Here is a 13152-nt window from a genome sequence, read left to right as displayed (position 1 = left end):
CAAATTTCCGGCGGCATCGCGCACGCGCAACGCGACGAGGTAATCGTCCTCGAATGTATCAAGCACGTGCCAGTACAAATTGAAGGATGCGCCAACATCAGCCGGCGTCGGCGCGGGCACATCGAACCCGAGCAATTTCACCTTGTCTTTGAAATTCGCCTCGCGCCGCGTCCCAGGTTGCGCCATGTCGGTAAAGCGCGCGTTCGCCTCGAGCGACCAATGGCGCAACTTGACCTGGTAAAAACTCGCGTCTGCGATTTTCTGCTCTTTGCCGCGCGCGGTCAACAGCATCGGCACGAATCCGTTTGGGTCAACGACTTCGTTCTGCCACTCGACGACCCACACACCGCGCGCGCCGGCGAGTGTTTGATTCAGCGTGCGCGCGGCATCGTAACCCAGGACGCGCTCGGCGTTGAGCGTTGGTTCATCGGGCAAGCGGATCTGGCGCGCGTCGCCGTGATAGTAATAGTTGAACGCAGGAAACAAGTGTCCGCTGGTGAGAATGATCGCTTCGTCGCGCGCAATGTGTTTTTCGATGTACCGAGCGACACCGCGAAAATCGGTTTTGGTGAATGCGGGGTCGGTGTAGATATTGTTCACGGCATAGGCGGAGGTTAGGAGTAAAAAGCCGAAAGTCAAAATAAAAAGCGAATTGCGAAATACGTAAAACTGCCGCGAGTCCGGCGGCGAGCAAGAGAAAGAACGCGGGCGACGCGATCATCAAATAGCGCGCGTTGAATTTTGGATTGCGCGAGAAAAGAAATAGCAGCAGGACGAGTGGCACGGCAAGGTACAACATCGAAAAGATTATTGACGACCACTGACCACCGACCGCTGACCGCCGATACAGAAACCAACTGCCCAAACCAATCATCAAAACAATCAACCAGCCCATCGCGATTGGTTGTGCGATGTTCTCAAGCACCGATTCGCCAACGGTGAAACTGATGGCGATGTGGCGCAATGCCTCGTCGAGTTTGAGCGCGCCGCGCCAATAACTCGCGTCCTGTCCAAAGCGCGCGAGCACGAACGGCGTCCAGGGGAGGAACGCGGCGAAGATGGCGACAAAGTATCGCGCGAAGCGTAAAACGTGATGCGTGAAAAGTAAATGGTAAATGGTAAATAGGAATTGGAACGCGACGATGACAAACGCGAAATAGTGAGTGTAACACGCTGCGACATTCGCAACTGCAAAAACAATTCCCCAATTTCCCCTAGTTCCCTGATTTCCCTCAGTTCTCTGATTTCCTTTATTTCCCTTCTTCCCTTCGCATTCCCTCCACAGCGCATAACTCGACAACAACAACAAGAACGTCAGCAACGTATACATCCGCGCTTCTTGCGAGTACCACACATAGAGCGACGAGAACGCGGCGATGATCGCGGCAATCCACGCAGCGTTGCGATCAAACAAACGCCGCGCGGCGACGAACATCAACGGAATCATCAACACGCCAAAGACGAGCGACAAGAAACGGACGGAAAATTCGCTGCCGCCCGCGAGCGAAATCCAGAAATGCAAAAGATAATAGTACAACGGCGGCTGGATATCCACGGCAGTTCGCGCGGTGATGTCGGCGAGGTTGAACTGCGCGAGATACACGCTGAACGCCTCGTCGTACCACAAACTTTGCCAGTCGAGACGAAACGCGCGCAGTCCGAACGCGACGAGGATGATTATTTCAGGCGGGGTCAATCGAGCGATGCGACGCAAAGACATACTCCCAACGTGGCGGCATCTTAGCACAGGACAGGCATTCGAGCAAAATCATTTGTACATTCATTTGACCACCTTGTACTTTTTTCCATCGCGCACGAGTTCGCCGAGCAACACCCAGCGACCATCCGCCGAAATTGGCAAATCGGTTTGCGGCTTGAGCACAAATTCCGGCGCGTCCCAGGTCGCGCCGAAAAACACGCCCACGCCGATTTTCGCGCGCGCGCCGACATCCATCGGCGTCGTGTCCGCGATAACCGCTTCGTCCGGTCGCCACTGCAATGTTGGATACCAAAAGTGCACGAGCAACGGCGGCAATTGCGCGTCCGCGCGCGGATTGCCGTCTTCGTCCGGGAAAAATGGAAACAGCGCGAAATTGTTGTCGAGTCCGGATAAGCGCGCCCAGTACGTTCGCAAGTAGACGCGTTGCCAATCGTCCTGCAACACATCGTACCCAAGCAAACGCACCTTGTTTTCGAAATCAATCGTGACGACATTTTGCGGCAACGCGCAATTGCATTCGCGCAAGAACAAGTAAAATCCTTCCGGCAATTGTTTCTGCGCGACGCCACGCTGCAACAAGATGTACCCATCGAGCGCGTCGCGAATGCCGAAACCTTGATCGAGTGCGCGCTGATAATTCTCGCGATAGTCCACCGGGTTGGTAATGTTCGATTGCGACACGTCGAGCAAAATGTACTCGGCGTCGAGGATCGCCGGAAAGCGATACAACTTTTCGCGATGGCTCAGGTGTGGAAAAAGCGACGAGGTCGTGGACACGCGCGCGTCGGGTGGAATCTGTTTGAGAAAACGCGACAAGGTGCGCTGATGTTCCGTGACTTCGTGCCACACAAATGCGCCGCCAATCGGAGTGTAACCGGCGAGCGCGTGATAGCCGAGCGCGATGAGAAATGCCAATCCAATGACGAGAGAATTTTGAATTTTGAATTTTGAATTTTGAATTCTCGCCGCTCCGCCAATCGCTGCCAGCACAAAGTACGGCGCGACGGGCGCGGAATAGTGGTACGCGCCCGAGTACTGCGCCGCGTAACTGCTCAGTAAATTGAGCACGAGCGACGGCGCGCCGACGAGCAGCGTGATTGGGTCGAGCAACGCGAGGAAACCGACCGACGCGAGCAGTTCAATCACGTACTCGATTTTTGCCGGGATGAGCACACAGCCAACCAAATCGGGAATCGCGGTGAGCGGATTGCGAATCGCTTGACTCGCGCAGGTGTACCGTCCGACGTACACCGATTCGCCGCGCGGCGAAAAGTGCGGCACGATGACAAAGACGGCGACGAGGAACCAGGCAAGGGCGATGGCGGTAATGGCGATCGGTATGTAATTCGTAATTCGTAATTCGTAATTCGCAATTCGTGATCTGGCGCTGGAATTTTGAATTTTGAATTTTGAATTCCGAATTCCAAACCACACCGCCATCGCGAACACCAACAGCGCGACTTCTTCCTTCACCGCGAGCGCGACGAGCGAGAACAAGACGTACCGTTTCCACGCGCGTTGCTCGCCGTAGTTGAACGCGAACATCAACGGCGCGGGCGCAAACGTGATCGCGTGAAACTCGGTGAGGTTCGCGGCTTGGAGCGCGGGATACATCAGGTACATCGCCGCGAACGCGACGCCTGTCCAGTCGCTTTGCAAGCGTCGCCGCGCGATCCAGAAAATCGGCAACGCGCCGAGCGCAATCGCGATAGATTGCAAAACAAAAAGTGTTTCGATGCCATCGTAAATCAAGAACGCAATGGGCAGGACGAGAAAAATCGGTTCGACGTGATCGGTGAGGCGCGGCAAATTTTGTCCGTTCGGTCGCGTGTCTTGCAGAATTCTGCCGTGCAACGTGTTCCACAATGCCTGGTCCATCTGCCCCATGTCGGACGCGTGCGTGCGGAACGTGTTGTGCAGTTGAATCGAGTACGCGGAAAAGTACGCACTGTACGCGATCATCAGCGCGAGGACTATGAGCAGACCGTAATTCTTACGCGCTGTCATTGCGAGCGAGGCGAACCCCCACCCCTGCCTTCCCCCGTCTTTGACGGGGGAAGGTGAGGGAAGGGGCGGGGATTGCTTCGTCGCAAAGTGCGCTCCTCGCAATGACAATGATATTTGTTTTTGTGCTGGAATCATTTTTTACGTTTTATGCTTTGCATGTATAATGCGCCGCGATGCTGGAATTTTATCGCGCGCTCAAACGACACTGGGAATGGCTTGCGCTCGCGCTCGTCACGCTTGCGCCGCGCTTGTACTTGTTGCGCGTGTTCGACATCGAGTTGTCACAGGACGGCTTTGAGGCGGTGCGAACACTGACGATTTGGCAAACGCAAGGACTGGGCGCAATTCCGCGCGAGTTGGTGGACCGCTTTATCCTGCATCCGCTCTACATGCTCTTGCTTGTTGTCTTGCGAGTTCTTACACCAACATCCATAGATTTTTATTTTGTCGCGCGACTCGCATCATCGCTAATCGCGTGTGTCACGGTGATCGTGATATTCGAGTTGGTGCGTCGCGCGTATGGCAACATCGCGGCATGGGCAGCGGCGATTCTCCTCGCGTTCGCGCCGACGTTCCTCTGGGAAAGCGTCGCGATTCTTTCCTCGACGACGTTCCTCGCGTTGTATCTCGCAGTTTTGCTTGCGTTGTTGCAATCGCGCTATCGGCTCGCCGCGCTGTTTGCGTTACTCGCCTCACTCGTGCGGTACGAAGGCGTCGTGTTCATCGCGCTCACGTTCGGCGCGCTCGCAATTCGCGATTGGCGCGCACGTAAATTTCATCGCGATGATTGGGTCGCCTGTGTCGCGCTCACACTTGCGTTTCCGCTCACACTCGTTGTCGTCGGCTGGGCGGCGACCGGGAATGCACTGCAATTTATCGGCGCGCAATCTATGGCTGCGATCTGGCTGCGTGTGTTCGCGCCCGGCGATTTCTGGAATCGTGGCGCGTTTTTCATAACTCGGTATCCGAACGTCATTCCCTCTGCACCGCTTGGCGCAGTTTGCATCCTTCTTGCGCTCCGCAACTATCGTTCACGCGCGACCTGGCTTTTTACCGCCACGATAGTACTTTATATCCTGTTTTTTGAAATTCTCGTGTGGCTCAATTATACAACACTCGAAGTGCGCTTCCTAATGTACCCCGGTTTGCCGCTTTTGATTTTCTCGGGCTACGGGATTGCTATGTTTTCTGGTGCGGTCATCAAGAACTCGCGTACCTTCGCATACGCGGCAATGATTTTATTCATCGCGGTTTTAGCATGGTTCGGTTATCGCGACGGTACTACCGGGATGCGCTATCTCTACAACAGTTACGCGTCGCAACGTGAGGTCGCGGACGAACTCGCGCGAATCGTTCCGCTAAATCAACCGACGAACATGCTCGCGTACACCGGCGTCGCCGGCGCGCTCAATTACTTTACGCAACAACGGGGACTCGTGCTTGCGCTCTACGATTTTCGTTTTGCGCCGGACGATGTGCCGGAACGATACATCACCGAGTACAAGTTACGTTTCGTCATTTATCCAGTTGGCAACGCATTTGTGAAAGCGAAATTCCCGTACCTCGCGCAATTTGAAACGCAAACGCACAATGGCGTCACGTTTCAACCGCTCACCCAGTTCTCAACCTCGCTCGACAATCAACTGTGGAGTATTTGGTCGGTGAGTTACTGAGTTAGCGTTAGCGTTAGAGTTAGAGTTAGAGTAACATTCACCACTCTAACTCTAACGCTAACGCTAACGCTAACTTAGTACTCAACACTCGCCAGCGCAAACCCCACACGATCGCTCGCGACATTTTTCCCCGCCGACACATTCGCCGGCAAACGTCCGTCCACGCTTTCCAACGCTTGTCCCGGTCGCGCACCTTTCACACCGATGAACGCGTGTCCCGCGCGAAACTGAAAACGCAAATCGCCTTCGACGCCGATGGAATGCAACGCGTCCATCGCGTTCGGTTGCAAATTTTTTGACACGTCATCAATCGCGATGCCGGCAACAATCGTCCCGACCGGCAACTCGGCAATGAACTGCGCGAGCCGCGCCGATTCTTGCTCGTCGGCGAATGTGTCGAACGACGCGACGCGTTCAACCGCGCCGGTCTGCGCGTTGAGCGCGGCGAGATGATAACCGCGTTTGCTCTCGATGACATTTTTCCCCGCGACAAAAATTTCGCCGAAGCGCCCGGCATCAAACCCCGCGCCAGTCGCGGCAATGTCCACTGGCGCGACCAAGCCCGTGTCGCCAATCGCGTAATTGTCTTGCTGGGTCACACTCAGCGAGCGCGTGTCGGTTTTGAAAACAAATTCGTTCAGGTCCCCGCGCAGAATCGGTTGGCGAAGCGGAATCGTATAATTCTCCCAGGTATTCGACAGTTGAATCTCGGCGACGAACTGTCCATTCACGTACACGTTCATTGCTTGCTGGTCGGACGCGCCGCGCAAACGCAACGTGATGTCCGTTGCGCCGGGGTCGAGCGGCAACCACATCGTCGCGTCGCCGCGCGCGCTCCAACGATACGCGGATCCTGCCGGCGAAAATTGCACGCGTCCCCACGCGTCGTCAAAGTACAGTCGCGCGGATTCATCCGCCAGGTCAACACGTTCGAGTCGCGCGGGCGTGCTCGTCACGCGAAAAATAATCCGCGCGTCATCGCGATAAATCTCTTGGAGTGGAAACACCTCGCGCACATAATCGAGCACGCTCGCATCGGTCAGCGCGCGCGTGGCGATGACGTAGCGCACGTTGAAGAAACGCAGAACGTCCGGCGCAAGTTCGCGGTCGCGCGCGCGTTGCGCGTCGTCAATCGTCCGCCCATTCTCCAACGCGATGAGCGAGTTGAGCGCCGGTTGTTCGAGATAGTACTGGAATTTGAAATTCGGATGCCGCGAGACCAAGCCGCCGATCAAACGTTTCTCGTGGTACGTTTGCAGGAATTGCGCGACGTAATCAATCTTGCCCAGAATCGCCACGCTGTCGCGCCAGCCGAGCGGCAAGTCCATCACGGTGAAATCGCCCGGCTCGTCGCGCATCGCTCGCACCAAGTCAGGTGCGCGCAAATCGGTGAGCACGACGGGGAACGCGAGTTGCTCGAATGCGAGGAGCGCGACGAGCACACCCAAGATCGCGCGACGCGATTGTTGTAAGCGCGCCGCGCCGAGCGCGATAAGCGGCGTAAGCGCGAGCATCACCATCGCGTTGTAGCGGACCGGGTAACGATTCGCGTTGACGAAGGGAAGCGCGCGCAAGAGCGCGAACGGCATCGGGACGTTCGTGTTTTGTTCGCCGACGATCAACGTGGGTCCGAGGAGAACGAGCGCGAAGAAGAGCGCGGTCGCGCCCCAGAATCGCGCGGCGTGCGACGCGCGATGAAACACAAAACCCAGGATCGCGAGAATCAGCGCGGCGTAACCGATGAACGCGTAACTCGTGTTCGCGTTCGTCAACGCGTTCGCCGCCGTGCCTAAAATCGGATGCGCGGCAGACGGCACGAAGAACGAAATCGGCTCGGCGGAAAAAACTTGCGCGCGTCCTTGCCCCGGCGCGATGTAATAGCCGTACCGCAACGTGTCGGCGAGCAGACTGATGAGTTGCGGCGCGATGCCGAGCGCGGCGACAACAACCAGCGAAACAAAATTCGAGACGACGCTGCTTGTTTCCCTTATTTTCCTTATTTCCTTATTGCCCTGTCTTCTTGACGCCGCGCTTGAAATCAGAACAAGAATTACAAACAACCCGGCGAGCACCACCACAAACGGAATGAACGTCAATTCGGTCCACGCGGTCATCACGAAAAACAAACCGGCGAGTACGCCATTGCGCCAACGCGCGCGCTCAAAACGAATCAGGTAGAGCGTGAAGAACGGAATCCACTCGTTGCTCAACAGCATAAAGTGCCCAGCGGAAACATAGTTGATGTGCCACGCGCCGAACGCGTAAAATGCGCCGGCGAGCGCGCATGCAAAATCGGACTCGCTGCTGTGGCGCGATAGGATTTCACGCGCGAGCAGGAATGTGCCATAGCCGCCGATGACGAGTGCGAAAAAGATGACGAGATTCTGCGCAATGATCGCGCCGAAGAGCAAGGTCAGTGGCAACACGATCAAGCCATTGAGAAACGTCGAAGTGTTCGCAACGAGATTCACGCCGAGCGGATAGTACAAAAAATCGGTCGTAAGCGGACTCGCACCCAGATTGAAAATTGCGAACTTGAACCACCACAGATTCCACGCGAGCGCGGGCGCGTCAATCGGTTGCCCCGGCACGTGCGAATCGAAATGTGAGATGAGCGGATAGGTGAGCAGCGGCGCGAGAATTGCATAGGTAATCAGGATCATCGTGTCGGTACGGAGTGGATGCTTCATCGAAAATCTGTTTGGGAGCAGGGGAGCAGAGGAGCAAAGGAGAGCGATTGCCTCTGCATCCTGGCATATGGTTTGTCAGTCGCGTACAGTACAAGATGCACGCCCTCGCCCAAATCGCGTTCGTTCACGCCGCGCAAATTCGCGTCGAGCCAGTCGCGTGTCGGGTCGGGCAGGTCGGCGGTGATGTCGTCGTACGCGAACCACACGCGCGCGTACTGATGCGACAAACGCGTGAGCAACGCGCGCGTCGCGTCGTCGAATTGTTTCGGATCGCGGCTCAAGCCGTACCAACGCAGGCGCGCGCGGTTCGCGTTCAAAAATGCCGGGGCGCGCGCATCGTCGTTCAGAATCATCACATCGCGCGGGTGCTCTTCGCGCGCGAGCGTTTGCATCAGCGCACGATACCCTTCGCCCGCGCTGAGACGCGGATCATCTCGATAACGGTACATTGAGAATAGCGCGAGCGCGGCAATGGCGATTGTCATTGCGAGGAGCGCTTTTCGCGACGAAGCAATCCTCAACCAGTTTGGAGATTGCTTCGCTAAAATCGCTCGCAATGACAACGCGCAGAATGCAATGAACGCGACGGTCAACGCGACGATGAGCCAATCTGTTTGCGCGATGCCATCTACGACGCGCACCCACGCGAAATCAAGCGTGCTGGGACGAAGCATATTCCAGTAGCCGACGAGCGGCGAGAATTGCGGAATGAAAATCGTGTCCCAGTCGGCGTTCGGCAAGACGCGCAACATGCGTTGGCGATACGCGAGCGAGGGAATACTGATGCCGAAAAGTTGAAAGCAAAAAGATAAAAGGCACAGGACAGAAAAAATAATCGCGAACCATTTTTGTTTCTGCGCCAGTTCGATAGCGGGCGCAATCATGAGCACGAGAAATGGAATCGTCGGCACGAGAAAGCGCGGTCCCCAGTTCGTGCCGCCCCACCAATAATACCAAGTCGAAAAAATCAAAACATAGAACACGAAAATCGCGAAAAACAAATTTGTTTCGCGACGCGCGCGGCGAAAGAAAACCGCGCAAGAAAACGCGAGTGCGGCGAGGAAGGGAACGTAGACAAATAGACCGCGACCTGGGCTGAACAGCAGACCGTATGCGCCGAGCAGAAACGGCGTGTTGAACGTTTCGTCCGCGCGATAACCGGTCGCGAGCGGACTGCCATAGCGCATCCAATCGTACCCCGCAATCGAGAACAGCATGATGCCGAGTGCGAATGCGAATGCGACGATGCCGCGTCCCCTCTCCCTTGTAGGGAGAGGGTTAGGGTGAGGGTAAAAATCCCAAAACGCGTACCACGCAAACACTGGGATCAACGCGGCATTCGTCACGCGCGTCGCGACGGCGACGCCTAGCATCGCGCCGGCGATGAATCCATCGCGCGCGCGTCTTTCATCGCGAAAACATTGAAGAAAATAGAACGCGGCAAAGAGCGTAAAGAGCGAGTATGGTTCGCTCCAAAATTGTTTGGCGTAGACCCAGGCAGGCGTCGCGAGTCCGTACAAGAGCGCAGCGATGAGACTAACGCCGCGCGTGAATTTCAATCGCCGCGCAGACAGGAACACGTGCGCGCCTGACATCGCGATGACGATGCTACTCGTGAGCAGAGTGGTCTGCGCAAGACCCAGGTCGAGCCAGAGTGCGAGCGCGTACAGCGGCGCGGCGAAGAGCGACATGCCGTACCCGTACTTGGCGTACGATTCACCGTCCCGCGCAATTTCATCGCGCGCTTTGAAGAGCGTCCAGAGTTGATCGGTGTTGAACTCACCGCGCTTGACGAAACTTTCGGTGACCGAAAACATGGACATGCTGTCTTGCGAGTACAACTGTCCGCTGAACGACAGCAAATAAATTCCGAACAACAACAAACCCAGCCACGCGGCAAGCGTACGATCAGTCATGCGATTTCTGAATTGCCGCGCCGAACCAGATCAGCGACACGCCGAACAATTCGCCGAGCGTCGTCCACAAGCGCGTGACGAGCGAAAGCACGACCGCGACCGGCGCGGGGAAAAAGTGACTGAGCATCCACGCGAGCGCGCCCTCGCGAAAACCCAGACCGCTCGGCGTAAAGAAGGACGCATAGCCGATCCAATACGCGCCCGCATTCATCGAAATAAACGCGAGCAAATCGGTCGGCGACACGGGCGTGATCGAATCGGTGAACAGATAGAACGCGATGCCGTTGGTCAGCCACATCAACAGCGAAAAAATCGGCGGGACTAGTCCGCGCGAAAAGGTCGGCACCGGCGCGTCAATCTCGCGGCGTGTGACGCGCGCAGTGATCGCGATGAGAATGCGATTGACCGGCGGCAATGCAAAGAACATCATCAACAAGGTGAACAGAATTGCCGCAATCGCCGGCGCGTACGCCGCGATGGTTGGGTCGAGCATGCCCTGTAAAAGCTCGGGACGAATCAAGAAAAACATCAAGCCGAGCAAACCAGCAATGGAAAGCGCAAGCGCGGTGTACACGACCTGACTGAGAAACGCGTTCGTCTTGCTCACGCCCTTTTCTTGCACCATCACCATCATCGTTGCGACTTGCCACACGTTGCCGGGAATATAGCGCGTGAGATTCGAGAGAAACCACACGCGCGCGCCAAAGCCGAACGTCAGCCGATTGCCGAGCGCGATCAGAATGCGCCGCCACGCTTCAACCGCGAATCCGCGCGCGACGACGAGCAAGACGAGCGAGAGCGCGAGGCGCGGCAAATCGAACTTGAACTCAAAGCCCGACGCAGTCACATCGCCCCAGGTCTGCACGAGAATGCGACCCAGGAAAAAGAGCACGGCGATAGCGAGGATATAGCCGGCGATGCGACGCCAGGGAAGATTTCCGATTTTTGATTTTGGATTTTCAATTTTGGATTTATCTAGTTCCATTTATGCCTGCCTGATAAATTTGCTCAAACTGCTCGGCGACGCGTGTGCGAGTGAACCGCTCGCGCACCCACGCCGCACCGTTTGACGCGAGTTGTTGCGCCAACACGCGGTCGTTCAAAAGTTTTTCGATGGCGTTCGCCAACGCGCGCGCGTCGCGTTCGGGCACGAGCACGCCGGTTTCGCCGTCGCGCACAATGTCGGTGACGCCGCCGGAATTCGCGGCGATGATCGGCGCGCCGCACAGCAACGCCTCCGCGAACACGATGCCCATTCCTTCACGAATCGAGGGGAGCGCGAACACGGCGCACGTCGCGTAATGCCGGGGCAATTCGGCGGGCGGCAACGCGCCGAGAAACTCAATACGCTCGCGCAAACCCAGTTCGTCCACTTGCTTTTCGAGCGCCGCGCGTTCGGGTCCATCGCCGATGATTTTCAAATGCGCGTTCGGCGCAAATGCCATTGCTTCGATCAACGTATCAATGCTTTTTTGCTTGGTCAAGCGCGCAACGGTCAAGACTAAATTCGTAATTCGTAATTCGTAATTCGCAACTTGAAATCCTGAGCGTACCGGCATTGGAATGACTTGGATCGTTTCCGCGTCTGCAACGCCAAGTTCCAACAATTGCTCGCGCAAGTACGTTGACCCGCACGTGATCACGCGCGCGCGTCGGAATGCAAAACGCGCGAGCGGGCGCGCCCAACGCGTGCGGCGCAGCATCTCGACATCGGTGCCGTGCGTGGTGACGACGAGCGGTGCGCGCGTGACGAGCGACGCGAACGCGCCGACTAATCCGCCCGGCAACCACCAGTGCGCGTGGAGAATGTTCGGGCGAGCCGCTCGAACCACGGCGAGCGTCTTTACGAAAAACGCGAGCGTGAACAACGCAAACAGAATTTTGTTGACGATGCCGCGCGCGACAAACTCGTGCATCGTCCCAGCGTAGGCAAGCCGTTCCCAGCGCGCGGGCGCGTAGCGAAAACGACGCACACGCGTCGCACCCAACATCTCCTCGTCTGCAAGGTTGGGCGCGTGCGGCGCGATCACCTCGACCGCGATGTCACGCGCGGCGAGCGCGTCGGCGAGTTGCAAAAGAAACGCGCCCATCGAATCATCGAGGGTGCGCGGAAAGACGTGAGCGAGGAAGAGTACGCGCATACCGATTTGACCGCCAACCGCTGACGGCAGTCGGCGGTCGCGAGCGAGAACTATTTTGGATGCTCTGTTTTTTGCGACTCGGCAAAATCGCGCAAGCGCGCTTCGAGTTCTTCGACGCGCTCGTTCTGATTTACGATCAACTCGGCGAGAAAGCCGACGACGAAAAAGAGCACGCCGACGAGAAGCAACACGCCGGCAAAATCGAAAATCGGACGACGCTGACCCAGGTCGGCGAGATAGATTACGACCAACGCGATAAACGTCGCAAGCGACACGCCCACAATGCCGAGACCGATGCCGCCGAAAAAGAGCATCGGCTTGCGCGAAAACGTTAGCAGAAATCGGACGACGAGCACATCGAGAAACGACACGGGCAATCGTCCCAAGCCGTAATGCGATTTGCCGCGCGTGCGCGGATAATAATTGACCGGCACTTCGCCAATCGTAAATCCTTGCGCGGCGGCGAGAATCAAAATGTAGCGATGCCAGTCCGAGCGCAGGTGAATGCTTTCGACGACCTCGCGACGAAACGCCTTGATCCAGTTCATATCGTGCACGGTCAAGCCGAACAATCGTCGCGAGACGACATTCGCAATCGCCGACGCGAACACTTTGCCATCGCGTCGTCCTTGCCGCCAACCGGCGACGACATCGTACCCTTCGTTGATTTTCGCAAACAACTTGGGAATGTCTTCGCTCGGATCGGATTCGAGATCGGCGGGGAGAAAAATCACGACCTCGCCGCGACACTGGCGAAAGCCGGTCCGCATCGCCTCGGTCAAGCCAAGCGACTTGCGGTGACGAAACAAACGCGCGAACGGATAACGCGCCGCACAGATATTCGCTTCGTCCCAGGTCGCGTCGGTCGAGCCGTCGTCCACGAGGATGATTTCACCAGCGACGTTCAAATCGGCAAACGCGCGCGCGATCTTTTCGAACAACGACGCGATGTTACCGGCTTCGTTGCGCGCCGGAATAAAGACGGAAATTTGCATCGCGGGCGAT

At 56.8% G+C, this 13152-nt stretch carries 8 protein-coding genes; 1 reads left to right on the top strand and 7 read right to left on the bottom strand.

What is annotated here, in order from left to right; genetic code table 11:
- Positions 1-424 precede the first annotated feature (424 nt).
- Positions 425-1714, bottom strand: coding sequence for a glycosyltransferase family 39 protein (locus HY868_27465; GenBank protein MBI5305898.1), 1290 nt, complete (start codon positions 1712-1714; stop codon positions 425-427).
- Positions 1715-1780: 66 nt separating this feature from the next.
- Positions 1781-3727 (bottom strand): DUF2079 domain-containing protein, encoded by a 1947-nt coding sequence (locus HY868_27460; GenBank protein MBI5305897.1) that lies wholly within the window; start codon positions 3725-3727, stop codon positions 1781-1783.
- A 173-nt stretch (positions 3728-3900) separates the two neighbouring features.
- On the opposite strand from HY868_27460, the gene HY868_27455 reads away from it, so the two are divergent.
- The gene (locus tag HY868_27455) at positions 3901-5400 is read left to right on the top strand and encodes a hypothetical protein (GenBank protein ID MBI5305896.1); all 1500 of its coding nucleotides are present in this window, start codon (positions 3901-3903) and stop codon (positions 5398-5400) included.
- Between the two features lie 74 nt (positions 5401-5474).
- Here HY868_27455 and HY868_27450 read toward each other — a convergent pair whose 3' ends face one another.
- Genes HY868_27450 through HY868_27430 form a run of 5 tightly spaced genes read right to left on the bottom strand, consistent with a single transcriptional unit; the run spans position 5475 to position 13142 of the window.
- Entirely contained in the window at positions 5475-8090 is a 2616-nt protein-coding gene (locus HY868_27450) for a hypothetical protein (protein ID MBI5305895.1), read from the bottom strand.
- Positions 8087-10006, bottom strand: a complete 1920-nt coding sequence (locus tag HY868_27445) for a glycosyltransferase family 39 protein (protein MBI5305894.1) — start codon at positions 10004-10006, stop codon at positions 8087-8089. Before HY868_27445 ends, HY868_27450 begins: the two co-directional genes overlap by 4 nt.
- Positions 9999-10991, bottom strand: a complete 993-nt coding sequence (locus HY868_27440) for a flippase-like domain-containing protein (protein MBI5305893.1) — start codon at positions 10989-10991, stop codon at positions 9999-10001. Before HY868_27440 ends, HY868_27445 begins: the two co-directional genes overlap by 8 nt.
- Positions 10978-12147, bottom strand: coding sequence for a glycosyltransferase (locus HY868_27435; protein MBI5305892.1), 1170 nt, complete (start codon positions 12145-12147; stop codon positions 10978-10980). The genes HY868_27440 and HY868_27435 overlap by 14 nt, the downstream gene beginning before the upstream one ends.
- A 50-nt stretch (positions 12148-12197) precedes the next feature.
- Positions 12198-13142, bottom strand: coding sequence for a glycosyltransferase family 2 protein (locus tag HY868_27430; protein ID MBI5305891.1), 945 nt, complete (start codon positions 13140-13142; stop codon positions 12198-12200).
- Positions 13143-13152 lie beyond the last annotated feature (10 nt).

This window comes from Chloroflexota bacterium (genome assembly GCA_016219275.1).
GTDB lineage: Bacteria > Chloroflexota > Anaerolineae > UBA4142 > UBA4142 > JACRBM01.
The sequence above is the reverse complement of the archived record's forward strand: the minus strand, read 5'-3'. Positions and strand labels throughout refer to the sequence as shown.

What these genes read in the sequence shown, in the direction of transcription:
- HY868_27430 (MBI5305891.1), bottom strand. Translation starts at nt 13,142, where the DNA reads ATGCAAATTTCCGTCTTTATTCCGGCGCGCAACGAAGCCGGTAACATC.
- HY868_27435 (MBI5305892.1), bottom strand. Translation starts at nt 12,147, where the DNA reads ATGCGCGTACTCTTCCTCGCTCACGTCTTTCCGCGCACCCTCGATGAT.
- HY868_27445 (MBI5305894.1), bottom strand. Translation starts at nt 10,006, where the DNA reads ATGACTGATCGTACGCTTGCCGCGTGGCTGGGTTTGTTGTTGTTCGGA.
- HY868_27450 (MBI5305895.1), bottom strand. Translation starts at nt 8,090, where the DNA reads ATGAAGCATCCACTCCGTACCGACACGATGATCCTGATTACCTATGCA.
- HY868_27440 (MBI5305893.1), bottom strand. Translation starts at nt 10,991, where the DNA reads ATGGAACTAGATAAATCCAAAATTGAAAATCCAAAATCAAAAATCGGA.
- HY868_27460 (MBI5305897.1), bottom strand. Translation starts at nt 3,727, where the DNA reads ATGACAGCGCGTAAGAATTACGGTCTGCTCATAGTCCTCGCGCTGATG.
- HY868_27455 (MBI5305896.1), top strand. Translation starts at nt 3,901, where the DNA reads ATGCTGGAATTTTATCGCGCGCTCAAACGACACTGGGAATGGCTTGCG.